This is a genomic window from Alistipes senegalensis JC50, assembly GCF_025145645.1.
Lineage (GTDB): Bacteria > Bacteroidota > Bacteroidia > Bacteroidales > Rikenellaceae > Alistipes > Alistipes senegalensis.
This window is the reverse complement of sequence record NZ_CP102252.1, coordinates 2,575,941-2,597,528: the sequence shown is the minus strand read 5'-3', so window position 1 is coordinate 2,597,528 and position 21,588 is coordinate 2,575,941. Positions and strand designations below refer to the sequence as shown.

The window sequence follows — 21,588 nt, the reverse complement described above, 5'->3', positions numbered from 1 at the left end:
CCGACGGACTGTTTCCGGACACCGACAGCGTCGTAAAGAATTTCCGCAATGTAAAATCGGATATTATCCGGTATAACCTATATGGAATTTTCGTATCTTTATGGAAATCTAAAACCTATCGAATCATGAAATTCTTCATCGACACAGCCAATTTGGAGCAGATCCGCAAGGCGCACGAACTGGGCGTTCTGGACGGCGTGACGACCAACCCTTCTCTGATGGCCAAAGAGAACATCCGGGGTACGGAGAACTGCAACCGTCATTACGTTGAAATCTGTAACATCGTCGAAGGGGACGTGAGCGCCGAGGTCATAGCCACAGACTTCGAAGGGATGGTGCGCGAAGGCGAAGCGCTGGCGGCGCTGCATCCCCGCATTGTCGTGAAACTGCCCTGCACGGCCGCAGGAATACGGGCCGTGAAATATTTTGCCGCCAAGGATATCCGGACGAACTGCACGCTGGTATTCTCCGTGGGGCAGGCGCTGCTGGCGGCAAAGGCCGGAGCGACCTACGTATCTCCGTTCGTGGGACGTCTCGACGACATCTCCGAAGACGGCGTGGCATTGGTAGCCCACATCGTGAAGGTCTACCGCACCTATGGTTACAAAACGCAGGTGCTGGCCGCTTCGATCCGTCATACGCAGCATATTATCCAGTGCCTCGATGCGGGGGCCGATGTGGCGACATGTCCCCTTGCAGCAATCGAAGGGCTGCTCAGACATCCGCTGACGGACAGCGGGCTGGAAAAGTTCCTCGCAGACCACGCACGTCTGAATGCCTGACGGGTTACCGGCCGCGGTAAAACGACAACGCCCCGATTCGGATGTTCGAATCGGGGCGTTGTGGCAATCATTTCTTTCCCAAAAGCCGCTGGAAGGCGGGAGAAGGCTTAAATGCAGGAATATCGTGCGCCGGAATTACGATCGTCGTATTCTTTGTGATATTACGACCCTTTTTCTCCTTGCGGCGTTTAATCAGGAAGGTTCCGAAGCCGCGCAGGAAAACGTTCTCCTTGCGGATCTGGGCGGCACGCACCTCTTCCATAAAACCTTCCACGACAGCTAAAACGGTCGCGGCCTCGACGCCCGTTTCCCGGGCGATCTGCTTTATGATATCTGCTTTGGTCATGTTTTGTAAGTTTTTATCCGATAAAGGTAAACAAACTTTTGAGCTTAAAAAAACTCATCGGCAGTCCAACGATTATACCAACAGGTTTATTGTATTGCCGCAGGACGGCACATAATGATAATTAGAAAGTAAAATCCGGGTTCGGACATTTTTAACTTGGATACGGATTCATCTCTTCCGGCCCCGTTTCATAGAGGTCGTATCCTTGTCCTCCGCTACGGGAAGTTTCTGTTCTTTTAACGGCCACTGCGAAAAAATATGCTCTTGGCGGACTGTCATCTCTTTCAGTCGTCGGGCGATCTGTTTCCAGTCGTATTCGAAATTCAGCATGACGATATCCTCACCGAAATCGATGTCATCGAAATATGTGAGTGCCTTGAACGGGCGGATGACATTTGCCTGCGGAAATTTTCGTTCGTAGCATTTGAGCATCTCATAAAACGGGATGCGGGTGGACAGACAGGCGATATCCACGAAATCTTTGAGCCGCGAACCGTCGTCGGCTATCGCAGACAGCTTCATGGCGACGATATCCTCGATGCTGTATAAACGGATTCCGGATTCCGCATAGGGCTGCCGGAGATATGCATATTTGTGAGCTATGCAGTCGATCTTAACGCCGTCGATCATGCCTTTCAGCGTGTCGGGGCGCCTGAAGGCCGTTTGGAATCCGTATCGCTGCGAAAGAAACGCTTCGAGTTCCCCGGCGTCGAACGACTCCGGAGTGAACAGATCCAGATCGACACTCACACGATGCCCCAGATATAAGGCCAAAGCCGTACCTCCGGCCAGATTGAACGCCGCAAGCCGGGGCTCGGCCTCCAACTGTTTCAACAACCCAAGTGTCTGCGGCGCAACTGTCTGCGTGTGTAACATCTCAATTCCTCTTTTTTAAGGCCGAAAGCCGTACATACGAAATTCATATCCTGCGCCGAGAGTGTCGGAACCTCTTTGATAATTTCCCGGAAGCCTTCGATGCCTCCGTAGAGGTCGAACGCCGCGAAGTAGTCCCGGAGCCATCCCCGTTCTATGATGCGCTGCACGACGACCTTACGCGAACGCTGCCAGTCGAACTGCGTCAAGTCATAGTCCCAAAGTAATGTCTTTGAGACCTTGCAGCAGCCTTTATTTCGGATATAGTCATCGAATATGGTCATGGGCCGGAGTTCGTTTCGCTTTACAAATATACGAATTATCCTGATGATATGCAATTTCCGTGCTTTGTCCGGCATACGCCTTCAAGAGTTGTGTCTTATCGCTCGTCATTCGCCGCAGCAAACATGGGACAAATCGGATATACACTCCCCGACGAAGGTCGGATACGGTGGTACGGACATCTCCGAACCGATTGTCCCTGTCTGCGGCATACCGCAAGATTTTCATACGCATAAATAACCGGTTTTTCAGGTGTGGGTCGCCCAGCCGTGAAACGGCCCGTCGATGAAACAATGCGATTGATCCGGACGGCCGTGATAGACCAGTCCGCCGACAACGCCCAGACGGCCATCGGGATAGCGCTCTTTGAAAAGGAACGAATAGGGCGCAAAGTCCCTGTAAAGTTCGATCTGGCACGGATGATGGGGATTTTGCTCAAGGCGTTCGAGTCGCTCCAAACATTCCCGAAGCGTGCTGTCACCGATGCTTTTGGCGTATTGCACTACCTTATCGTAGTGCTCCTGACACATGATTTTCATATAGCTTGAATTTTAGTTTATTTCCCTATTTCGGGGTGTTGTTCCAGAAAGAGCATCCGCTGCCGGATATAATGCAGCAGCGGTTCTCCGTCGCCGACAGATTCCATAATGTTGTTCGTTCCGCCAATATCCTTCAGCACTTTCAATGAGAAAGAGTTGTGTATCTGCCCCGAATCGAACTGCAAATCGTGTCCGGACTCGGTAAAGGTGATGCAGACAGGTCTTCCCCGCTTTGTTCTGCCGAAAACCGTGATAGCACCACGCAGGTCTATCGGATAAAACTCGTCGTTATTCTCCCAGTCGATCTCAGGAGTCAGGCGGACGATCTCCGCCATGACCGGACGGAGCAGCCCTTCCGTCCAATGCGGATCATTCAACCGCTCCCGTTCTTGCTTCAGATGTTCAATCTCCCGATCGATCTCCTTGCGGCGCTTGTCGCACTGCGTTTTATGCAGGCGGTAGCGCGTAATGATATTCTCAATAGCATTATATTATGCATACCAACTGCACCGCAGGGGCTGCCCGTCCCATTTCCACGCAGTACGGTATGAGTCGATGCGGATATAATTTTTCGACAGACGGTGCGTATGGGTCTTGCCCTTGAAAACATCGGGCAGCGGGACGGTCGTTCCGCACATATAGCCGTCTTCGGTAGTTCGCTGGTCGAGCTGCCGCAGGTCTACCGCGCTGCCGCGGATCGCCACGACCTGATAGAAGTCGATATTGGTCTGCTCCCAGCCCCACGACGAGTAGAGGATGTCGCCGACGCGCAGCGAACGTCGAAACTCCTCACTCGACCGCGCTACGGCTTCGTCATGGCGGCGGAAGCGCTCTGCCTCCTGCCGGATACGCTCCATAGCTTTGTCGTATTCTTCCGGGGTGTGGGCCTTGTAAACATACCGGGGGCGCTTCATTCCCGGCGTCCATGCCGCGATACAGCGGCCGTTACGGCCCTGAAACCGGACAAGCGAGATGTTATAGATCAATTCGGGAGCGAAGCCCGTCCCTTGAGCGAGCCGCTCGGCATATTTGTTGATGCGATAGGTTTTCATTGTTTCTGAGATTTAAGATTTTTGGTATCTTCTTCTACGGTTTGGAACTCTCCGGGATTCCAGCCCTTTGCGACCAGTGCAGCCTGCGCGTCGAGGACGCTCGGAAAGATGCGGCGCCTCTGCCGCGAAAAAGAGATGTATCCGACATAAATACGCCGCACAGGGCTTCTTTGATATTCGAGATGGCAGCGGCACGGAACGGGACGGTAGTGCAGGAAGTCCCGCATGCGCAGCAGCAGGCCACGTTCGTACTCCTTGTCCCCGCGGCAGCGTTCCCACGCCTCGTATTTGTCGATGCCGTCGGTCAGCAGCGTGTAACCGACAGCCCGATCATAGCGGGTTCGGCCCTGCCAAAGGCCCTTGAAAAAAAGCGACAGCAGTTCCAGTTCGAGCGTCGGACGGCCTTTCGTACGCAGCGTTTCTGTCAGGGATACGACCTCGTCGTAACGGAAGTCGAGCGGGCGGATGTCGTTCGCCGCCATGCGCACCATCACCCGCAGGTCGGGGGTAATGGTGATACGTGTTATAATCTGATAGCTCATAATGATATACAATTAAAAGACCGCAGCTTTAGGGCTGCGGCCTGATTTGACAATACGTGAAGTGTCGTGTTATTTCGAATTGGTCGTGTCCCGGAGCTTCAATCCGAAATCGCCGCAGGCCGTACGCAGATCTTCGCTGAACTTGCTGTCGCAATAATAATCGCCCATCCGTCCGGCCAACTCCTGCAGATCGCTGTCCGTAATCGTCGCAACGTCATATCCGTGTCTTTCGAGTGCTGCACGGTTCAGAGAGGCAATGTCGAATTCCGCATTCGGATTGTCCTTGCTCGGAACGCTTCGCAGTTTCTCGTCGGTGAATCGGTAAATCTCGTCGAAGTATTCCTTCTCCGCCCAGTCCGTACCCTCGTGCCGTCGGGAGAACTCGTCACCCCAGGCAATGAGCGTCGCGGCCGTATCGCGGGAGTTGTCCGAGAGCCGGAATTTTCTGCGCCCGGCTTCATAGGCGATATCGACCAGCGCCTCGGCATAGTCGCGCAGGGACACATTGTCTGGAAGCGCTGCGGGCTGCCTTTTCATAAAGGCGGTGATGGCCTCGGCATAGATCCGGAGCTGCAGACGGTCGCGCTCCGCGGCGGCTTCGTCGCGGTCCAGCCCGAATTCCGGGGATTCATGTCCGTCGAGGAAGTTCTGCAACTCGCCCAGCCGGAAAACGTCGTAACGCATATGGTATTCCGGCAGGCAGCGCTCCACGAAATCTTCCGTAAGATCGTTTGTCGTCTGCGGCGCAGCCCCCGCGGACGGAATGAAATCGTATTCCTCCAGCCATTCGACGATGATTTGCAGGGTATCGCAGGATAGATTTTCAAGCGGAAGCGGGAAATCATCCCCGTCCCATCCGTCCATCAGGCAGACGGGCGTCAGCCCGTCCTCACAAAATTCGAGGGAAATTACATTGCGGTAAAGGCCGTCGTGTTTGATTGTAAGGGGCGACTCGTAATACTCCTCGTCGGCGAGGCCGCCCGTATCTGCCAGCCTCTCGCGGTCTGCCGCATCGGCCGAATAGGTTCCCAAGCGCCCTTGCCGGCTTGCAATAACCGAGCGAATCACACCGATCTGATAAGTGCGCAGTTTTTCGAGTGTTTCTTTGTTTTTCATAGTCATAGAGAATTCAGTTATTTATAAGAAAATTCCGGTCTGACGAAATAGCAGACCGTGGTATGCCGCCCGTGATCCTTGACGAGTTTCACGGGTTGGGGCGTATTATAGAGGCGACGCTCTGTAACGGGAGCATCGAGCGCATCCCACTCCTGCTGCAATACGGCGCTCTGCTCGTCCCGATAGCACCAGACGATGACGGATTTCGGGTCGGGAGCCGCGAATACGGTTCCTTCGTAATCGGAGAGAAACCGTCGGAACTCCTCCTCCGAGTCGAACGAGATGCACTCGCCCCGGTACAGATCGCCGCTTCGGCACTCCGTATCCTTGTAAAGGCTGATCTTACGCCATTTCTCAGTGGAAAAATCACCATAGAGCAACTCCGGCTCCCGGTATTCCCACAGCGGCACCCCGGCGCAGAATCGGACGACTCCGTTGCCGCAGGCGCCGCAATGGCCCCAAGCACAGAAATCCCCCGGCACAGCACCGGAAGGCTTCAGCTCTTGCGGCATCACGGCTGTAAAAGGCCCTCCGCTGACCGCACAGCCGATGCCGCCGGCTGTCATCCACACGAAGGGAACGTATGGGCACAGGCAGATCAAACGCATTCCGTCGTCACGAACAGCCTCGATCAAGGCATTGCCGTGGAAGTCGCCGTGGCGCGTGGTATAACGCACCCGGTCGCCGACCTGCGGGACACGCGGATTACGGGTATGTTCGATATGCCGCACCAGCTTATTGGCCATGTCCACGTCCTCTTGTGTCAGGTGGTGTTCATGGTCGTAAAGCGTATTCATCGGCAGCAGCGTTTCGCGGCTGTACCGATCTTCGGTTTTGGGTTGTTGCATATTGCTGATAATGAAAGCGCCGCAGTCTTTCGGCCGCGGCACAGGTTGAACAATCGTTTATATTCGGTTTTTGGATCAGGCGGCTTCGGCCGGAATCGCTCCCGGGGGTGCCGGCTCCTGCTCTACAGCCAGCCGTTCGGAGATCATCCGCGCGGCACGGTTCACATCCGTGAGGATGTCGAACAGGTAGGTCGGCTCTTTATGGAACTCCGCCAGCCAGTCCTTGATATAGGCGGCGCTCTCCTCACGAGGCGTCGTAGCGAAGCCCAGCATCGCACCGCACAAAGCCGCCGTAAGTTCGGCGACCAACTCTTCGCGGATGTAGTCGGCATCTCTGTAGCAAGCGCCAAAAGGACGGTTCAGACGCTCCGCATGCCCCGTACTGTGCGTGACCTCGTGAAGAAGCGTGGTCCAAAAGGCCGCACTCTCCGGAAACTGCCGTTTTTCGGGGCAGACGATCCGGTCGAGCGTCGGCGAATAGGACGCCCTGTTGCCGGATCTGAGCAGGATGGGACAGAGCCACGACTGCTCCGCCAGCATCCGGTCGAGGGGTTCGCATGTCAGGCCGTCCGAGTAGTCTTTCTGTTCGGCCGGTGTCGTAAGCGAAGCGTAGCGCTCCGGCTGCCGTTCCGACATATCCGTCTGGTCGATGTTGAAGACCGGGTAGTAGCGCATCACGGGCAGCACGTCGTATTGCCGCCGCTGCTCCTGCGGCAGGCGGTAATAGTCCGCCAACTCAATCTTCTTGCGGGTCTCCTTATGGCGGATATACAGTTTCCAGAAGAAGACCGGGAACGAACCGGAGCCTTTGAGGATGTTCAGACCCTCCTCCTTGGCCTGCTTGAACGTCATAAAAAGCGGCGTACTGTAGCCTGCGATCTCCGAGAGGAACAGCAGCATCAGGATATTCCCGCCCCGGTAGGGCGTGCCGCGCAGGTTGCGCGGAAGACCGTGCGCAAGGTCGGCGATCCACGGCTTGCGCCACGCTTCGGTAAGCGTTTCCATTTTCTTTATCATCAGCTCCGTCAGCTGCGGAGCGATCTTTTCAATCAGATTCTTATTCATGGCTCTTCTCTTTAAGTTATTCTTCCTCCGGAGCGGTAGCTTGCCGCCAGAGACGGATCTTCTCGCCGTTCGTCCTGCCGTTCCACCACATGTCGCAGGCATCGCGGAAAGCCTTGCGATCATCCTTCGGGCTGAAATTTTCCGGATTCAGTCCGGTGATAATTTCCCGGTCTTCTTCTGTCGTTCCGTCCTTCCACCACGGCTCGACCGTATCGGACATCAATTCGCTCTCGCGTACCTGACGGGTGTGTTCTGCACAGTCGTCGCACCATAAGTCATCTTTGTCTTCCGCCATAGACTGTACTTCGTACGTGTTGCTGTCCACCCAGACTTGGCAGGATACCCGCAGCGAACCGCACGCCCCGCAGCGCCACGGATCGGCGGGCATCTCTACTGTCGGTTTTTCTGCAATAGGTGTCTGTTCCGGAATCTCTGAAATCTTATTCATAACAGTAGTAATGCAAAGACGGAGCAGGCATAACCTGCTCCGTCGGTTTGGACATTTAGTTCATGTTGTTACTATGCCGCCGTTTTCATCTCCTCAGGCATCCGGATATCGGGTTCGATATCCGGGTCCATAGGAATAATCAGCGGCTCCGGGGTGGGTTCTATAGCGGGCGTCTCGTCCGGCAGCAGCTCGGGCATCTCCGGTTCGGCATCCGGTGCCTCCTGCATCGAAACCGCCATCTCCTCGGCCTCGGCTTTTGCCTGCAAAGCGTCGATCTGTTCCTGAAGACGGGCTTTGCGACGCTCGTAGACTTTCAGATACTCCTGCTGCACCTTCTGGCTCTGCTCCGAGAAGTTCAGATCCGCAAAGCGGCACATCATTCCCGTCAGGAGCGTTTCGTCCGTACATCCATACTCCGGAGCTGCCGATCGGAAGTAGTCCACCAGAAACGCGCGAACCAACGCAGCCTGCTGCTTGACCGTAATGCGTCCCGCCGCGGCAAACTGCTCCCGGTCGGTCAGGTAAGAGCCGTCCTTGGGTCGGAAACCGCACTGACGGAGTTTCGAGTCGCTCATTACGCGCTGCATCACGGCGTAGTAGAACATCTGCTGCTCCTCTTTCTGCAAGGGCTTGTTCGTAACCTTCACATCGAGGAAGACCCGCTTCATATCGGTCGTGATATGCTCGTAGCAGATTTCCCGGTTGCGGCGATCCTGCTGCATCAGCCCTTCCAGCGGCGATGGCGGGACGACGGTAACGAAGACCTTATGCTCATCGTCCTGTCCCTCGTTTACCGTCACTTCCCGCTCCTCGTCCTCGATTTCCTCGTAGCGAAGTTCGATATCGAGGTTGCCGATGACGGCATATTTGCGCACGCGCCCTTCCGAGATGTCGAACTCCAACTGCTGCGTCTCTTCGGCGAATGCCGCCATTTCGGCTTCGTACTCCACCTGAGCCTCGGAGAACTCCTCTTCCGACACGTAATTTTCGGCCTGCGGAACGTCGGGCATTTGCGGAGCTTTGTCGTAGTAACCGGCATCGTATTCCAGTTCTTCGACGTGATAACCCTCCTGTTCGAGCGCTTCGAGCACTGCGGCAGGCGTTTCGCCGTCCGTAGCCAGCGTCGTACGCGGATCGTCCTTGAGGAGTTTCACGGCCTTCTGTACCAAAAACTCGTTGTTCTTGCGGAGCATGCACTCACGGTTCTGGCAGCCCGCGCAGCCGCCCGAACATTCGTCCTTGAACAGCACCTGATTGGCCGTGTTGTGCTGGCAGGAAAGGCACTCCGTCTTATCGAAGTTATAACTTTCCAGCTTGGTCATGTAACGCTCGTAGAGCCGCCGGGCGATATCCTTGATCCGCGCCGTCTTCCACGAGTTGTAACACCCCTCGGCGAAATGTTCGTCGTAGACCTCCTGCTGGATGTCGGCAGGATATTTGGCGATCTCCGTAGCGACACCCACCGAAATATCCTCCTTGTCAAGCATTTCGGCCAACGCGTCGATCAGCTCGCATAACTTCAGACGCGAGCGGATATAGGCTTCCGACTTGCCGAACTTGCCCACGAGGCTCTCGATCGTATGCCGTCCCGACTGCAAGGCCCGCTTGTAGGCGGCGGCCTCCTCACGCGGACGCACGTCCTCACGCTGCAGGTTCTCCGTGATGGCGGCATCCTCGGCCTCGGCGTCCGACAACTCCCGGATAAGGGCCGGGATGAATTTCAGGCCCGCCATCGCGGCCGCCCAATAGCGGCGCTCGCCGTAGACGATTTCGAAGCCCTCGTCCTTCGGACGCACGCAGATAGGCTGAAGAACGCCTGACTGTTTGATGCTCTCGGCAAGTTCCAGCAGCGTATCCTCGCGGAAGTTTTTGCGGGGATTGTAGGTCGAATTGACGATCTTGTTCAGATCCAGCAGCCGGACATCCGTCTCGGGATGGGCTGTCGGTTGTTCGACGGGAACGGTGTCCGCAGCCGTTGTCTGCGGTTCGGCGGATTCCGTATCTTGCGCCTGCGGCACTACAGAGTCGGGAACGACCGGCATCAAAACTGCGGACTTGCCGTTCTTTTTCGATTTCGAACTCACTTTCGTAGTCTGCATAACATGTAACAGTTTTTACCGTGTGTCTCACGTGTTTGTGCCTGTACAACCTTTATTTGTCATGGATCGCACAGGCAATGAATAATATGTTATGAGGCTTTATATCCCGAACGGGTCGGTTGCCTCGGGAAGATTCATAAGCCCGCGGCGAAGGCGCAGGGGCGGAAAAATACCGCAGCCCCGGCGAGGATGATTTTTCCGTCCCGGAGCCGGAGAGGGAGGCACGGCCGACCGGCCCGGGATTATCTTTCCCGGGGCAACCGGCAGGATAGGTAATTTCCATTTATCTTTGCCGTGACAAACATCGGAAGCAGCAGCTTCGATGTCATATTGAAACCCGTCATTTCTGGGTATAATCGGATCGAAGCATCCGGCAATATCCTGCATTCGGTCGGATTCATCTCCGTTTCCGGTATATATCTCCGGAAAATTTGCCTGTTCCATACGAACAGTTAATTTTGTAATAGATTCAGTTTATCGGAATGCGTAAATCGGTATTCATACTGCTAACGGTTTTCATGGCCTGCCTGCTCTGCAAGGAGTCGGAGAATATGCCGGGCACCTCTCGGAAATTCATGGATGAAACATTCCTAAACCGTGGGGAGGAGAATTTACTTGCCAGGCAATGGCAATGTGAATATATCTATTCCGATTTAAGTTTCACCAGTGGCTTGCCGGAGGCCAAAAAGACACGCTCGACCGTATCCATGTTCCGGCACGGAGCCCATGGGCGCTTGCGTGCCACGGTTTTATCAATGTGTTGCGTCACATACGGGATTTCGGGCGTCGCAGGACTCGCAGCAAGGGTACACGGAAAAGGTTTCGTGGCCGGCCTACATGCCGTAGACTATTACGTCTATCGCCTGCACCGGCTCATTATTTAGCCATATGGCAAGAAGACTCGCAAAGGCCGGGTAAAAACATGGAATGTCCGGAAAACGGGAAAGTTGTATGTCCTGTTTTCGGGGGAATAAAATGCCCGGCTGTCTCGCGCTCGAAATTCGTTTTTTATACGTGTCGCCCCGATGCATATACGATAAATATCGCTCCGGACGGCTCTGTTCTTTCGGAGAATCCTAAAGATGGAGATTTACGATGTACCGATATGCTGACGCGTTCCGTTGTTCACGACGGAATTTTTTATGTTTTGAAGAGAGCTGTCGTGATCTCACACAACGGCCTGTACGGGTAGATGAAAAGTGTCTTTGGAGGGAGTTTTCGGTATTCCCATATGACGGTATAAACACTCCGGACACCGTTTCCCAACAGTATCCGGAGCTGACAAAATTGTGCTTGCGGTATTTTGCACAGGATAAAAATACGGATTCTTTTCGAAAGCAGCAAGCCGTGCCCCGGTTTTTCAGCTTCCGGCGGTTCATCCTCGAGAATTTGCGTTTCTTATATCGCCGCCCGTTTTAGCAATTTTTCCCGCGGGCCGATATTCGGTTTGTATATTTTAATAGACCGAAAATAATTATTTTGGAGTCCTGAAAAACATAATCTCCGTAAGCTGTATGGTAGAATTGGATAAAAGCCAAAAGAAAATTGCCCGAACACTCATAAGCCGGGCCTTGGAGCGTGAATGCTGTACCTTTCTGGCGAAACTCAAACGACTCCTGCAGGATGAAAAAGCGCAGTCCTGCCATGAGAAATATTTGGAAATATATAAGAGCATACAGACATTCGACAAAGATATAAGTCGTCAGTATGACGGTCTGAACGGCTCCCGCTATGCTTTGACGGTATTCAGCCTTTTCTATAACGGAATCCTTACGGAGAAGGATCTCTCGGAATTCGACGACAGAACCCGGGAAGCGTTCTTGGAGCACAGACGGCAGTGGAATCTGGAGTTGTAAGCCGGCAGCACGGACATATACCGCATATGAACCCGGCATGCAGAACCCGAAGGAGCCTCGCAGAAAAATTCTTTCGGGAATGGAATGCCGTGCCCCGAGGGAACCGGCCGAAAAAAATAGCATCACAAAGCTGTTTTTGTGAAAAAATATCTATTTTTGGATCGTGTTAAACTACTAAATTCCATACGACCATGAATGAACTGGTAAAGACTATCGACGAGCTGTATGCGGCATTCAAGACCGACGCAGAGCTTCAGGCGGGAAAAAACAACAAAGCTGCGGGACTGCGCGCCCGTAAGGTGTCGCTGGAGCTTGAGAAGAAACTCAAGGAATTCCGGAAAACGTCGCTTGCGGCAGCTGCCAAATAGCTCGTTTTCATCGCATGACGCAGGGTGTTCTTTCGAAGGACACCCTTTTTTATCCCGGCGGTTTCGGCCTTACCGGCGGAGGAAATGACGGCAGCCCTGTCGAAGATTCAGCCCCGGAGTTTCCCGTCGGTCGTCAGGGAGGGATTCAACCGCTCCCGAAGGCTCGTATTGCGTTTCAGCACGGACATATTGTGGACGGCATAGGCCAAGGCTTTCATTGCGCCGATCAGCACGCAGATCTTTTTGGCGCGCGTAATACCCGTATAGATCAGGTTGCGCTGGAGCATCACGAAGTGGGTCATCAGTACCGGCATGACCACGATCGGGTATTCCGACCCTTGGGCCTTATGGATCGTCGTGGCGTAGGCCAGCGTCAGTTCGTCGAGCTCCGTGACATCGTACTCGACCCATTTGCCGTCGAAATCGACTTTCAACGTCCTCTCCTCCGTATCCACCTCCCGGATATAACCCAGATCGCCGTTGAACACATCCTTGTCGTAGTTGTTGCGCTGCTGCATCACACGATCGCCCTGACGATAGGTATAGCCGCCGCGATTGAGGCTCGGGCCCGAAGGATTCAGTGCCTGCTGCAACAGCAGGTTCAGGTTCGCAGCGCCCACGATGCCCCGCTGCATCGGCGTAAGTACTTGAATACGGTCCGGACTTTCCCGGTAGGCGCGGGGCAGGCGCTCCTTCACCAGCCGGACGATGGTTTCGGCGGCCCGTTCGGGGTCGTCCTCCCGCATGAAGAAAAAGTCGGTGTCGCGGCCGTTGCTCGTATCGGGGAAGCGTCCCTGGTTGATGGTGTGGGCGTTCATCACGATACGGCTCTTCTGCGCCTGCCGGAAGATGCGCACGAGCCGCACGACGGGGATACGCTGCGAGTCGATGATGTCGCGCAGGACGTTTCCCGCCCCGACGCTCGGCAGCTGGTCGATGTCGCCGACGAACACCAGCCGCATCCCCACGGGAACGGCTTTCAGCAGGTTGTTCATCAAAAGGATGTCGATCATAGAACACTCGTCCACGATCAGCGCGTCGCCTTCCAGCGGGTTCTCGTCGTTGCGCTTGTAGCCGTCCTGCGGGTTGTACTCCAACAGCCGGTGGATGGTCTTGGCCTCCATGCCCGTCGCCTCGCTCATACGCTTGGCAGCACGTCCCGTCGGTGCCGCCAGCAGCACGCGCAGGCCGGCTTTTTTCAAGGCCGCGATAATTCCCTGCGTCGTAGTCGTCTTACCCGTACCGGGGCCGCCGGTCAACACCATGACTTTGGACGTGACGGCCTGCCGGATAGCCGCAAGCTGAACCTCGTCGTATTCGATGCCGGTTTCCGCGGTGAGGGACGACGGATCGAAAAGCCCGTCGAACAACGAACGGCCCGTACTCTGGGCCAAATCTCTCAGGCGACGCGACGTGCCGCACTCGGCATGGTAGAACGGAGGAAGGTAAATGGCGTCCTTGTCGAGAATAAGGTCTTCGGCCTGAAGCATCCCGGCGAGGGTATCACGGATAGCCGTTTCGCCCGCTTCAAGAAGCTGCCCCGCAGTCTTTACCAGCTGTTCCTCCCCGGCGTAGACATGTCCTTCGTCCGAGAGTTGTCCCAGCGTATAGAGGATACCGCTCCGGCACCGTCGCGGATCTTCCTTCCCATAGCCCATCTTTGCGGCGATGCCGTCGGCGGTCTTGAAGCCGATGCCCCAGATATCGTCGGCAAGGCGGTAGGGATTCTCCCGCACCTTGTCAATACTCTCCTTGCCGTATTCCCGGTAGATTTTGGCCGCATAGGCCGTGCTCACGCCGTAGCCCTGCAGAAAAAGCATGACATTTTTGATGTCTTTCTGCTTCTCCCAACTCTCGCGGATCTTCGCTACACGCTTACGTCCGATGTTCGGAACTTCGTAAAGCCGTTCGATCTCCGTCTCGATGATGTCGATGGTCTCCGTTCCGAATCGCTGGACGATAGCCCGGGCGAACCGGGGGCCGATGCCCTTGACCAATCCGCTGCCGAGGTATTTTTCGATCCCGTACACCGTGGCGGGCATCGTCTCCTCCCATGTCGCGGCGACGAACTGGCTGCCGTAGCGTTTGTCCACCTTCCATTCGCCGCGGCACAGAAGGACGCTGCCCACGGGAACCTCCAGCAGGTTACCCACGAGCGTGACAAGGTCGTTATAGCCCTTCACCTTGACCTTCAGCACCGAGTATCCGTTCTCGGGATTCTGATAGGTGATACGTTCCACGACACAGCGCAGAAGAGTTGCCGGGTGTTCGTTCATAAAACGGACGATACTGAATACCCAGTAAAATTACGGAAAAAATCCCGGAATAGCAATGCCGCCGGGCATACGACCTTTATTCATCGTCCAAGGTATTGAGATATTCTTTGATAATATCCCTATGACATGGATAAGGCTTACAGAAGCATCCCAAGCGTTTGCCTTTCAAAGCATGGATACGCTGACGAAACTCAGGATCGGTACGCAGGCGTCCGTAAAAATAACTGCGGTAGCGGTCCAAAGCAGCACCGCGGCTCATGCCTGGCAGCAGCCGAAAAGGATTCCTGAAATAACCGTCTTCACCACGGCCGGCACGGCCGATGTAAACATCGCATGCTGCATAACGAATGTTTACCACTTCAGTTCGTTTCATGACATAAAATTTTAACATTGACGCGGGGTTCTCCCCGTGTCGGAATGCACTACGCCCGTTCCACTACGACGATCTCCGCACGGCAGGCAGTGCGTGCGAACGGCTCCTGCATGGGTGTCCGGTGGTGGATGATAAAGTGCCGCATCGTCTCCTGTACGGCTTTGGGACGCTGCTTGTCGATAAAGCCGTACGGCAGAAGCAGCACGGCACGATCGCCCGAGCGTTGCGTGCGGGAGAGCCATTGCAGGAAGTAGACACACTCCACAATCTCGAACGGCGGATTGGCAATGACGTTCTCGCAGCGGAAGTCGATCTCATGAAATTGCATCCGCAGCGCAGCAGTTTCGGGGTAGAGGCGTTCGTATAGATCAACCAGCTCCGCATCGGCATCGAAGCCGAGGAGCGCCGACGGATGCACGCCCTCGAGGAGCAGGGCGCGCGTAAGTTGCCCCGTGCCGCATCAGGCGTCCACGATACGGCTGTCATTGTCGAAATATCGCACGGCCAGTGCCGCCATCTGGCGCGCCGTACGGTCGGGGATCAGGTATTGCGATGCATAGACGCCCTTGCGGCGCTGCCTTTCGCACATTACGTCATAGGGCCAGTTATCGCCGCCGTAGAGGAATGGCAGGTCATTGTGCTGCTGCCAATAATCGAGAATCTCCGGCAGCGTATCCGGCCAGTAGAAATTGCGCCGCAGATAGTAATTCTGAAGCGCATAGCGTTTTGTGATTCTTTCAAAGATTTTCATTGGATCAGGTTTTAGGGTTACTCTTCTGCCGCTGCGCCGCAATCCAGTCGGGATTCAGCGTCATACGCCAATCGGGATCGCCATTGCGGTAAGCGAGAAGTTGGGCAGCGTAATCGTGAGCCTCACGGGAATTTTGGGCCCGATAATGAAACATCCATTTCTGACCGCATCGGGGACATTCCCAGACGACCATCGTACCGGCAGAGGTCTCGGCAAGGCCCAGCATACAGGGCACTACGTTATAGTGCGGCGGTTCGAAACCACATTCATAACAGGTATAAATACCGCGGTTATAGCATCCCTGCGGTGGAACGCGCAGGGACAAAGGAATATCGATCATAATAAGTTATGGTTTAAGTGTTCGTATCTTCAGGCGAAGCCGCGACTCCATCCTCTTGGCAATAGTCGAAGCGCATCAGCTTTGATACACGGGCATACTCCTCGTCGTAATATTTGTCGTATTCCTTTTGAAACTCCTCCTTGTAATGGGTTCCGCTGTCGGGATCGTCAGGGTCATCGGCTTCGACAAATGTTTCGAAAGGTGCATCGTGCGCATTCAGCAGTTGTCCGACGGCCAGATCGCAGGCAATTTCCATAATCGACGAGTTGATCGCGTCCTTATGGTTACGGTAATATTCGTGTAAATTCATGGTTTCGTTCATTAAAATGTTCTTGGTTTGAGTTATTGTATTTCTGCGGACATCAGGTCGGGGTCCGCAATGCAGATCGGGTTTGTTCCGGGTATTCATTGGGCAGACTCTTTCCGGATTCGGATTTGCTCCTCTGCGAATTGTCTGTTCCACCACGCCTCGCAGGCATCGACAAGCATTTGATACTTCTCTTCGGAAGGTTGTCCGTGATGCAGTTTCCGTCTGCGGCCGAGTAAATCATAACCGTAGGATCTCCATTATTGTTTTCTATATCCAGTGGATATTCCGTTCCGGGAATCTGATAAGCAGCATCTTCCTGATAGGTCGGATCATTTGACAGTTCATCGAGTTGACCGTCAGCACATAGATCCTTGATCTTCTGGACTGCCGTTTCGAGATTCTCGGCTTCAAAACTGAAATACCGGCAATCTATGACAGTAATTTTTTGATTCCGATAAAATTCATAGCGTTTCATTGCGCGATTATTTGAGGTTAATACTTCGACACTTCCAGTCCTTTTTTCGTCATGCTCATCGAGAAGCCCGCCTCATGGAGCTGTTTCAGTACCGAAGCGTTGCTCTCATGGATAAGAAGCGGATAGACTTGGGAGTAGTTGTCGGCGATCGGTGTGTTGAACGACACAGTGATTCTGTTGTTTCGGGTGATGATTTCCAGCGCACTCCGGAAATCGGATTCCTGCATGTTCATTTGAAGGTGTCTTTAATGATTATCGGATATGGGACGTAGTTCGCATGGATAGACTTCAGTTTCCGAGTCTGAGCAGCAGATCAGGATAAGATCCTTGTCGGAGGGTGTCTCCTTATCGTCATTACCCGAACAGACGACACAACAACCGGACATTTCATAGTCGGGATCGCTCCGGAAGACACGCTGCCCGGGGTGAAAGACCTGCACGCGCGGCAGCTTCTCCCCGTCAAGGGTTTCCGGAAGAGCGATTACTTCCCGGATTGCAAGCCGGGGATGTTTGTCGAAATGCCAGTCTACCTCGGATTCTTCGCCGAGAGTCGTTTGAATCGCACTCAGAACCGTTCCGCATTGTTCGGAAACAAGACGTGCGGCCTCCTTGCCGGAAGCCGCACGCAGGGTAAAACAGCCGTTGAAGGTATAGCTGACCTTCAGTTTGAATTTTCGTCGCATAGTGTTTAAGAGTTATCGTTGTTGTTTTCAGACCATTCGTCGACTGTCGTCGCGTCATAGATGCCGTACCGGCGTATTTCAGCGTACGCCTGTCCTTCCCGGAGCAGGGGCTGCCGGGAGACGAACGTTCCGGTGAAGTTTGCCAAAGCCAGCGGAACGAGCCACTGGAAATCGCTGCCCCGACCGCCCATGACCTCGCACGAATGAAAATCGGCGGGAAGGGTTTCGGAATCGAGGCGACACATAGTGAAAAGAGCAGAGATGCCGTTGATCTCGGCCTCGCGGAAATCCCTGATATCCGCGAAAGGAATGGATGATTCGTATGCCATGATATGGAAATGACGCCGCCCGCTCGTTGCGGAGCAGGCGGCAGGTTATTAAAGAAAGATTCGGTACCACGCCCCGAGCAGATAGACATTACCTTCCACATAGAGCGAGTATAAGTCCGTAGAGACAATCCGCAGGAACAGAGTCCTGTCGCCGCGCAGTTTCCCGATCTGGCGCCGGAGCGCTTCGGCGGGAAAGGGTTTGCGCGAGATGAACCGTCCGCGGATCTCTGCCTCCGAGGGGAGGTATTCGTACAAGCGGTAATTGAGCGCCAGCCAGCGAAGGATTTTACGGCGGGTTTTCGCATCGTCCGTCCGCAGTGTGAAACGGTTGAAACAAAGATTGTTCATCGTAAATCGGAGTTAGTTCAGTGACAAGGCCTGACAGAAATAGTCCGTATAATCGAAGTCCAGTCCCAGCCCAGAACAGGCCGTTTCAAGATCGCCGTAGCACAGAGCCCCGGCATCCCGCAGTTCCCGCAGGTTGCGAAGTTCCGCGGCCAAATATTCCTCGGCGCGACGTTCGCCGCAGCGGCACGCAGTGCAGATATTTTCGATAATAATGTTTCGTTCCATAGTCGTTTAAGGTTTAGGTGTGAATTTATTGTCGGAGAGTGCAAGGAAATCGTCGAGCGTGCGGCACCGATAGTCCAAAGAGATCTTTTCGCTGTAATCCGTCTGCCGTATCTCGAAAGTATAGGTCAGACCGTGCCGTGTGATATGACCGCGATTTTTGTAATATTCCCAAACCACATCAGGTATTGCTTCCAATCGATTGCGGTATCCGGTCACTTTTCGCTCGTTCTCCGCATTGATCCGTTCGAGGCTTCGGTAACCCTGCGTGAGGTACTCCACCCAATCGTCGATCTTCTTCCGGGTGAAAACTCCGATACGGTTCGGCGCGGTTTGTTTGTCGAAAGCCTTGCCGTAGGAGTAGTTGTCCGCATACCGGAGGAACGACCAATCGAATCGAAGGTCGTAATAGGGTTTTGGATAGAAATATTGGCGGACGAGAAACAGGATGCCGTTTCTTCGGAAACCGGTGCACGCCTCCTCGAAATAGTTTTTCAGGCTGTCCTCGGCATGTGTAACACGGTAGAACAAGGCTGCCTCCGGAACGAACTCCTGCACTGTTTCCAATACGGCCGATGCGCTTTGAATAGCCCGCTCTACGTTATCCTCGGCATTGGCGAGCAGCAGCTCGTCGAAGGTCGACTGATCGATCCACTTTCTCATCGCTGAGCGACCTGCCTACGGCAGGATTCCGTTTCCCGCAGGTAGTCATTCAACGTCGGAATAAGGATCGTACACTCGGCATCGGGCTTTCCGAGGAAGCATTTCACCTTTACCGATGCCTCCACGCCGTCCCGGGCGTAGGTCTTGAAGCGGTAGTCGTAACCCGCTACCGCAATCTCGAATTTCTGATTCTTCATATTCGAAATGGATTTTGGTTTGACATACGGCCGGCGAATACTCGCTATGAAAAGTGAGAAGCCGGCTTCGGGGCGGGATTATCAGCGACGGCACGGACAAGGCAAATTTTTGAGGGGCGATACGACCCGAAGGGTGGAGATCGTGCCGCAAAAATTTGACGCCGGAACGTGTCCGGCGCTATCTTGCCCCGAGGCCGGCGTTCACAAAGGGATTTTTAATTATTATTCGTGCTGTCTCAAAACAAAAAGAGACTGCTGCGGATGCAGTCAGTCCCTTTCGGTTAGCGCACCGTGAACTGCGGTATCCGGGAGAGGGTCTTCCGCAGCTTCCGGCGGTAGAAAAGTTCAGTAAGCGCAAGCAACTCGTAGGTATCGTACATCATCTGTCCGTTGACGGCACGGGCGCGGATCATCCGCTTTTTACGGCATTGTTCGAGCTGGTGACGGTCCAGACCCAGCACCTCGCAGACCTTGCGGGCCGAGAGGAACATCGGGCGGTCGCTGTGGCTCAACAGGTGTTCGAAGAGCAGTGTGGATTGTGTCAGCAGAAAATGCGTGCGGAGCAGTTTCTCCAAGGCTCCGGACTCCACCAAATAATACTTGTCAGGCATAGGGTTATGAATTAAAGGTTCCTGATCCGGTTTTTAAGTTCTTTTCGCTGTCGGCACTCCGTGTCGATCCGCTCGACAAAACGGTTTATCTCGGCAGCGGAGAACATAAGACGGCGCCCGAAGTGGAAACCGGTGAGCTGACCGCTGACGCAGTAGCGGCGCAACTGACGATCGCTGATCTTCAGCAGGTCGCAGACCTCGCTCACTTCAAGGATCGGCGTACCGCAAAGCATATTCCGGTGCCGTTTCATATAGGCGATATCCTCGCGGATCTCACGGACGATTTCCAAAATCTCATCGAGTCGTTCCATTATCGGATTACAGTCGGTTATCGCCGCAAAGATGCAACGACCGAATGATGAGTTTATACAAGTATGTAAATACATAATATATTTATATACTTTATCGCAAAATGTCTACACGGAGAATTTCGTTGCCAGTTTCTCCCGGAGCATAGTAACCTCACGGTCGATCATCGGCTGGGTGACTTTCGCATAGATTTGGGTCGTGGTAATCTGTTTATGTCCCAGCATCTTCGAAAGCGTCTCCAGACTCACACCGTTCGACAGGCAGATCGTCGTGGCGTACGTGTGTCGGGCGATATGGAACGAGAGTTGTTTGTCGATGCCGCACTCCCGGGCGATGTTTTTCAGGCTGTCGTCGATCGAATCGAGTGTAGACATGGCAAAAACACGTCCGTCGCCGGTCAGGCCCCGATACTTGTTCAGGATGAACAACGCATAAGGCAGCAGCTTGACAACGTATTTGGTTTCGGTCTTCTGGCGGTTGCCGCTGATCCACCACTCGCCCTGCGCATCCTGTTCGATCTGGTCATAGGTCAGCGAGGCCATATCCGCATAGCAGATGCCCGTGAAGCAGGAGAAAAGGAACATATCGCGGTTATAGTCCTGACGCTTATAACGCAGCTCGGTAGTCATCATACGGTGGAGTTCATCTTCCGTTAAAAAACTGCGTTCCGGATTCGGAGCCGTATATTGATAGAGGGAAAAGGGGTTGCGTGGCATCCAGCCGTTGTTGAACGCGATTTTGACAACGTATTTCAGACATGTGAGATAACCGCTGACGGTCATGGGCTTGAGGCCCAGATCGGATTTAAGGTAGACGTGGTATTGCTCGATGAACGACTGCTCCAACTCCGCCAACGGCATATCGCTCACGTTATACTCCTTACGCATGAAAGTCCGCAGATGGTCGATGGATTTATAGTAGCGGTTCCATGTACCGTGGCAGCGGTCGATGCCGACACGTTTCTTGAGGTCGGCAGTAAACTTCTCGAACGCTTCGAGAAGCAGACGGTATTTCTCGCCGAAGCCGAGATAGGCATTCTTGACCTTTTCGGCCGTAACGTACGACTCCCGGTTGCAGATATCCTGATAGTGCTTGCCGATCTGGGTGCGGATATTGTCCAGATGGCGGTTGATGCGATCCGCTTCGAGACTACGGCCCTTGGCGCGGCCGCCGCTGACTTCCCAAAGCGTCTCCGGGACGGAGAGCTTCGCGCTGAACTGGGCGATACTGCCGTTGACTGTAATGCGACCCATGACAGGGACGACTTTCTGATCCTTACATTTGTTCCTTTTGAGGTAGAACAGAACCTTGAACGTGCTGCGCATAAACTCTGCTTTTTAGGGTTGCAAAAATAATTTCAGCAGAGTCGTATGTCAAGATGAATAGAGATGCAAGAAACTGAAAATCACGTTTCTATGAATAATAGAGCAAAAGAAACGAGGTAACGATTTGGAAACCGAAACCTCGTTTAACATTACCTTATTC

General features: G+C 54.0%; 32 protein-coding genes and 1 pseudogene. 3 read left to right on the top strand and 30 right to left on the bottom strand.

Annotation, left to right across the window (positions count from 1 at the left end; genetic code table 11):
• Positions 1–125: 125 nt before the first annotated feature.
• Positions 126–782, top strand: a complete 657-nt coding sequence (gene fsa, locus NQ519_RS10260) for a fructose-6-phosphate aldolase (RefSeq protein WP_019151245.1) — start codon at positions 126–128, stop codon at positions 780–782.
• 67 nt (positions 783–849) lie between these two features.
• On the opposite strand, the gene NQ519_RS10255 is transcribed toward fsa, so the two are convergent.
• The 13 genes from NQ519_RS10255 to NQ519_RS10195 form a co-directional block, all read right to left on the bottom strand.
• On the bottom strand, positions 850–1,128 hold the full coding sequence (locus NQ519_RS10255; protein ID WP_019151246.1) for an HU family DNA-binding protein: 279 nt from the start codon (positions 1,126–1,128) through the stop codon (positions 850–852).
• Between the two features lie 168 nt (positions 1,129–1,296).
• A complete protein-coding gene (locus NQ519_RS10250; protein WP_022333584.1) occupies positions 1,297–2,004 on the bottom strand; it encodes a nucleotidyl transferase AbiEii/AbiGii toxin family protein in 708 nt (235 codons plus the stop codon).
• The gene (locus tag NQ519_RS10245; protein ID WP_014774786.1) at positions 1,959–2,285 is read right to left on the bottom strand and encodes a DUF6922 domain-containing protein; all 327 of its coding nucleotides are present in this window, start codon (positions 2,283–2,285) and stop codon (positions 1,959–1,961) included. The genes NQ519_RS10250 and NQ519_RS10245 overlap by 46 nt, the downstream gene beginning before the upstream one ends.
• Positions 2,286–2,531: 246 nt before the next feature.
• Entirely contained in the window at positions 2,532–2,822 is a 291-nt protein-coding gene (locus NQ519_RS10240) for a DUF4120 family protein (RefSeq protein ID WP_083871088.1), read from the bottom strand.
• A 17-nt stretch (positions 2,823–2,839) separates the two neighbouring features.
• Complete coding sequence (locus NQ519_RS10235) at positions 2,840–3,157, bottom strand: hypothetical protein (RefSeq protein ID WP_019151249.1); 318 nt, start codon at positions 3,155–3,157, stop codon at positions 2,840–2,842.
• A 156-nt stretch (positions 3,158–3,313) separates the two neighbouring features.
• Positions 3,314–3,874, bottom strand: coding sequence for a hypothetical protein (locus tag NQ519_RS10230; RefSeq protein WP_019151250.1), 561 nt, complete (start codon positions 3,872–3,874; stop codon positions 3,314–3,316).
• Entirely contained in the window at positions 3,871–4,416 is a 546-nt protein-coding gene (locus NQ519_RS10225) for a hypothetical protein (RefSeq protein ID WP_019151251.1), read from the bottom strand. Before NQ519_RS10225 ends, NQ519_RS10230 begins: the two co-directional genes overlap by 4 nt.
• A gap of 69 nt (positions 4,417–4,485) precedes the next feature.
• Positions 4,486–5,532 carry a hypothetical protein gene (locus NQ519_RS10220; RefSeq protein WP_019151252.1) on the bottom strand — a complete coding sequence of 349 codons (1,047 nt, stop codon included), beginning with the start codon at positions 5,530–5,532 and terminating at the stop codon, positions 4,486–4,488.
• Positions 5,533–5,549: 17 nt separating this feature from the next.
• On the bottom strand, positions 5,550–6,380 hold the full coding sequence (locus NQ519_RS10215) for a DUF4121 family protein (RefSeq protein WP_026076636.1): 831 nt from the start codon (positions 6,378–6,380) through the stop codon (positions 5,550–5,552).
• 75 nt (positions 6,381–6,455) lie between these two features.
• Positions 6,456–7,445, bottom strand: a complete 990-nt coding sequence (locus NQ519_RS10210; protein ID WP_019151254.1) for an ArdC family protein — start codon at positions 7,443–7,445, stop codon at positions 6,456–6,458.
• Positions 7,446–7,461: 16 nt separating this feature from the next.
• The gene (locus NQ519_RS10205; RefSeq protein WP_026076637.1) at positions 7,462–7,893 is read right to left on the bottom strand and encodes a hypothetical protein; all 432 of its coding nucleotides are present in this window, start codon (positions 7,891–7,893) and stop codon (positions 7,462–7,464) included.
• Between the two features lie 71 nt (positions 7,894–7,964).
• Positions 7,965–9,992, bottom strand: coding sequence for a ParB/RepB/Spo0J family partition protein (locus NQ519_RS10200; protein ID WP_019151256.1), 2,028 nt, complete (start codon positions 9,990–9,992; stop codon positions 7,965–7,967).
• A gap of 99 nt (positions 9,993–10,091) precedes the next feature.
• Complete coding sequence (locus NQ519_RS10195; protein ID WP_147513219.1) at positions 10,092–10,436, bottom strand: hypothetical protein; 345 nt, start codon at positions 10,434–10,436, stop codon at positions 10,092–10,094.
• Between the two features lie 1,070 nt (positions 10,437–11,506).
• On the opposite strand from NQ519_RS10195, the gene NQ519_RS10190 reads away from it, so the two are divergent.
• Both NQ519_RS10190 and NQ519_RS10185 read left to right on the top strand, forming a co-directional pair.
• A complete protein-coding gene (locus tag NQ519_RS10190; RefSeq protein ID WP_015545962.1) occupies positions 11,507–11,848 on the top strand; it encodes a hypothetical protein in 342 nt (113 codons plus the stop codon).
• Positions 11,849–12,039: 191 nt separating this feature from the next.
• Positions 12,040–12,216 (top strand): histone H1, encoded by a 177-nt coding sequence (locus NQ519_RS10185; RefSeq protein WP_009597166.1) that lies wholly within the window; start codon positions 12,040–12,042, stop codon positions 12,214–12,216.
• A gap of 107 nt (positions 12,217–12,323) precedes the next feature.
• Here NQ519_RS10185 and recD2 read toward each other — a convergent pair whose 3' ends face one another.
• The 17 genes and pseudogenes from recD2 to NQ519_RS10100 form a co-directional block, all read right to left on the bottom strand.
• On the bottom strand, positions 12,324–14,492 hold the full coding sequence (gene recD2 / locus NQ519_RS10180; RefSeq protein ID WP_019151258.1) for an SF1B family DNA helicase RecD2: 2,169 nt from the start codon (positions 14,490–14,492) through the stop codon (positions 12,324–12,326).
• Between the two features lie 88 nt (positions 14,493–14,580).
• Positions 14,581–14,865: pseudogene (locus tag NQ519_RS10175) on the bottom strand (DUF4326 domain-containing protein); the annotation flags it as partial.
• A gap of 49 nt (positions 14,866–14,914) precedes the next feature.
• Positions 14,915–15,193 (bottom strand): hypothetical protein, encoded by a 279-nt coding sequence (locus tag NQ519_RS10170; protein ID WP_147513220.1) that lies wholly within the window; start codon positions 15,191–15,193, stop codon positions 14,915–14,917.
• Positions 15,194–15,325: 132 nt separating this feature from the next.
• A complete protein-coding gene (locus tag NQ519_RS10165) occupies positions 15,326–15,616 on the bottom strand; it encodes a hypothetical protein (RefSeq protein ID WP_019151261.1) in 291 nt (96 codons plus the stop codon).
• A 4-nt stretch (positions 15,617–15,620) separates the two neighbouring features.
• Entirely contained in the window at positions 15,621–15,956 is a 336-nt protein-coding gene (locus NQ519_RS10160) for a hypothetical protein (RefSeq protein ID WP_227901133.1), read from the bottom strand.
• A gap of 13 nt (positions 15,957–15,969) precedes the next feature.
• A complete protein-coding gene (locus NQ519_RS10155; protein WP_019151263.1) occupies positions 15,970–16,278 on the bottom strand; it encodes a hypothetical protein in 309 nt (102 codons plus the stop codon).
• A 40-nt stretch (positions 16,279–16,318) separates the two neighbouring features.
• Complete coding sequence (locus NQ519_RS10150) at positions 16,319–16,741, bottom strand: hypothetical protein (protein ID WP_019151264.1); 423 nt, start codon at positions 16,739–16,741, stop codon at positions 16,319–16,321.
• 17 nt (positions 16,742–16,758) lie between these two features.
• Positions 16,759–16,974, bottom strand: coding sequence for a hypothetical protein (locus NQ519_RS10145; protein ID WP_009597164.1), 216 nt, complete (start codon positions 16,972–16,974; stop codon positions 16,759–16,761).
• 12 nt (positions 16,975–16,986) lie between these two features.
• Positions 16,987–17,424 (bottom strand): hypothetical protein, encoded by a 438-nt coding sequence (locus tag NQ519_RS10140; protein WP_015546437.1) that lies wholly within the window; start codon positions 17,422–17,424, stop codon positions 16,987–16,989.
• A gap of 5 nt (positions 17,425–17,429) precedes the next feature.
• Positions 17,430–17,753 (bottom strand): LPD28 domain-containing protein, encoded by a 324-nt coding sequence (locus NQ519_RS10135; protein WP_015546438.1) that lies wholly within the window; start codon positions 17,751–17,753, stop codon positions 17,430–17,432.
• A 48-nt stretch (positions 17,754–17,801) separates the two neighbouring features.
• Positions 17,802–18,101 (bottom strand): hypothetical protein, encoded by a 300-nt coding sequence (locus NQ519_RS10130; protein ID WP_015546439.1) that lies wholly within the window; start codon positions 18,099–18,101, stop codon positions 17,802–17,804.
• A gap of 12 nt (positions 18,102–18,113) precedes the next feature.
• Positions 18,114–18,326 (bottom strand): hypothetical protein, encoded by a 213-nt coding sequence (locus NQ519_RS10125; RefSeq protein ID WP_014774803.1) that lies wholly within the window; start codon positions 18,324–18,326, stop codon positions 18,114–18,116.
• 6 nt (positions 18,327–18,332) lie between these two features.
• Positions 18,333–18,986 carry a hypothetical protein gene (locus NQ519_RS10120; protein ID WP_019151266.1) on the bottom strand — a complete coding sequence of 218 codons (654 nt, stop codon included), beginning with the start codon at positions 18,984–18,986 and terminating at the stop codon, positions 18,333–18,335.
• Positions 18,983–19,183 carry a hypothetical protein gene (locus NQ519_RS10115; protein WP_019151267.1) on the bottom strand — a complete coding sequence of 67 codons (201 nt, stop codon included), beginning with the start codon at positions 19,181–19,183 and terminating at the stop codon, positions 18,983–18,985. The genes NQ519_RS10120 and NQ519_RS10115 overlap by 4 nt, the downstream gene beginning before the upstream one ends.
• A 281-nt stretch (positions 19,184–19,464) precedes the next feature.
• Complete coding sequence (locus tag NQ519_RS10110; protein ID WP_044118757.1) at positions 19,465–19,794, bottom strand: hypothetical protein; 330 nt, start codon at positions 19,792–19,794, stop codon at positions 19,465–19,467.
• An 11-nt stretch (positions 19,795–19,805) separates the two neighbouring features.
• The gene (locus NQ519_RS10105; protein WP_019151269.1) at positions 19,806–20,105 is read right to left on the bottom strand and encodes a helix-turn-helix domain-containing protein; all 300 of its coding nucleotides are present in this window, start codon (positions 20,103–20,105) and stop codon (positions 19,806–19,808) included.
• Between the two features lie 105 nt (positions 20,106–20,210).
• Complete coding sequence (locus tag NQ519_RS10100; RefSeq protein ID WP_019151270.1) at positions 20,211–21,428, bottom strand: site-specific integrase; 1,218 nt, start codon at positions 21,426–21,428, stop codon at positions 20,211–20,213.
• Positions 21,429–21,588: the final 160 nt, after the last annotated feature.

Excerpts from the sequence above, each read along its gene's own strand:
- fsa (WP_019151245.1), top strand. The coding sequence starts at position 126 with ATGAAATTCTTCATCGACACAGCCAATTTGGAGCAGATCCGCAAGGCG.
- NQ519_RS10255 (WP_019151246.1), bottom strand. The coding sequence starts at position 1,128 with ATGACCAAAGCAGATATCATAAAGCAGATCGCCCGGGAAACGGGCGTC.
- NQ519_RS10250 (WP_022333584.1), bottom strand. The coding sequence starts at position 2,004 with ATGTTACACACGCAGACAGTTGCGCCGCAGACACTTGGGTTGTTGAAA.
- NQ519_RS10245 (WP_014774786.1), bottom strand. The coding sequence starts at position 2,285 with ATGACCATATTCGATGACTATATCCGAAATAAAGGCTGCTGCAAGGTC.
- NQ519_RS10240 (WP_083871088.1), bottom strand. The coding sequence starts at position 2,822 with ATGAAAATCATGTGTCAGGAGCACTACGATAAGGTAGTGCAATACGCC.
- NQ519_RS10235 (WP_019151249.1), bottom strand. The coding sequence starts at position 3,157 with ATGGCGGAGATCGTCCGCCTGACTCCTGAGATCGACTGGGAGAATAAC.
- NQ519_RS10230 (WP_019151250.1), bottom strand. The coding sequence starts at position 3,874 with ATGAAAACCTATCGCATCAACAAATATGCCGAGCGGCTCGCTCAAGGG.
- NQ519_RS10225 (WP_019151251.1), bottom strand. The coding sequence starts at position 4,416 with ATGAGCTATCAGATTATAACACGTATCACCATTACCCCCGACCTGCGG.
- NQ519_RS10220 (WP_019151252.1), bottom strand. The coding sequence starts at position 5,532 with ATGAAAAACAAAGAAACACTCGAAAAACTGCGCACTTATCAGATCGGT.
- NQ519_RS10215 (WP_026076636.1), bottom strand. The coding sequence starts at position 6,380 with ATGCAACAACCCAAAACCGAAGATCGGTACAGCCGCGAAACGCTGCTG.
- NQ519_RS10210 (WP_019151254.1), bottom strand. The coding sequence starts at position 7,445 with ATGAATAAGAATCTGATTGAAAAGATCGCTCCGCAGCTGACGGAGCTG.
- NQ519_RS10205 (WP_026076637.1), bottom strand. The coding sequence starts at position 7,893 with ATGAATAAGATTTCAGAGATTCCGGAACAGACACCTATTGCAGAAAAA.
- NQ519_RS10200 (WP_019151256.1), bottom strand. The coding sequence starts at position 9,992 with ATGCAGACTACGAAAGTGAGTTCGAAATCGAAAAAGAACGGCAAGTCC.
- NQ519_RS10195 (WP_147513219.1), bottom strand. The coding sequence starts at position 10,436 with ATGGAACAGGCAAATTTTCCGGAGATATATACCGGAAACGGAGATGAA.
- NQ519_RS10190 (WP_015545962.1), top strand. The coding sequence starts at position 11,507 with ATGGTAGAATTGGATAAAAGCCAAAAGAAAATTGCCCGAACACTCATA.
- NQ519_RS10185 (WP_009597166.1), top strand. The coding sequence starts at position 12,040 with ATGAATGAACTGGTAAAGACTATCGACGAGCTGTATGCGGCATTCAAG.
- recD2 (WP_019151258.1), bottom strand. The coding sequence starts at position 14,492 with ATGAACGAACACCCGGCAACTCTTCTGCGCTGTGTCGTGGAACGTATC.
- NQ519_RS10170 (WP_147513220.1), bottom strand. The coding sequence starts at position 15,193 with ATGCAATTTCATGAGATCGACTTCCGCTGCGAGAACGTCATTGCCAAT.
- NQ519_RS10165 (WP_019151261.1), bottom strand. The coding sequence starts at position 15,616 with ATGAAAATCTTTGAAAGAATCACAAAACGCTATGCGCTTCAGAATTAC.
- NQ519_RS10160 (WP_227901133.1), bottom strand. The coding sequence starts at position 15,956 with ATGATCGATATTCCTTTGTCCCTGCGCGTTCCACCGCAGGGATGCTAT.
- NQ519_RS10155 (WP_019151263.1), bottom strand. The coding sequence starts at position 16,278 with ATGAACGAAACCATGAATTTACACGAATATTACCGTAACCATAAGGAC.
- NQ519_RS10150 (WP_019151264.1), bottom strand. The coding sequence starts at position 16,741 with ATGAAACGCTATGAATTTTATCGGAATCAAAAAATTACTGTCATAGAT.
- NQ519_RS10145 (WP_009597164.1), bottom strand. The coding sequence starts at position 16,974 with ATGAACATGCAGGAATCCGATTTCCGGAGTGCGCTGGAAATCATCACC.
- NQ519_RS10140 (WP_015546437.1), bottom strand. The coding sequence starts at position 17,424 with ATGCGACGAAAATTCAAACTGAAGGTCAGCTATACCTTCAACGGCTGT.
- NQ519_RS10135 (WP_015546438.1), bottom strand. The coding sequence starts at position 17,753 with ATGGCATACGAATCATCCATTCCTTTCGCGGATATCAGGGATTTCCGC.
- NQ519_RS10130 (WP_015546439.1), bottom strand. The coding sequence starts at position 18,101 with ATGAACAATCTTTGTTTCAACCGTTTCACACTGCGGACGGACGATGCG.
- NQ519_RS10125 (WP_014774803.1), bottom strand. The coding sequence starts at position 18,326 with ATGGAACGAAACATTATTATCGAAAATATCTGCACTGCGTGCCGCTGC.
- NQ519_RS10120 (WP_019151266.1), bottom strand. The coding sequence starts at position 18,986 with ATGAGAAAGTGGATCGATCAGTCGACCTTCGACGAGCTGCTGCTCGCC.
- NQ519_RS10115 (WP_019151267.1), bottom strand. The coding sequence starts at position 19,183 with ATGAAGAATCAGAAATTCGAGATTGCGGTAGCGGGTTACGACTACCGC.
- NQ519_RS10110 (WP_044118757.1), bottom strand. The coding sequence starts at position 19,794 with ATGCCTGACAAGTATTATTTGGTGGAGTCCGGAGCCTTGGAGAAACTG.
- NQ519_RS10105 (WP_019151269.1), bottom strand. The coding sequence starts at position 20,105 with ATGGAACGACTCGATGAGATTTTGGAAATCGTCCGTGAGATCCGCGAG.
- NQ519_RS10100 (WP_019151270.1), bottom strand. The coding sequence starts at position 21,428 with ATGCGCAGCACGTTCAAGGTTCTGTTCTACCTCAAAAGGAACAAATGT.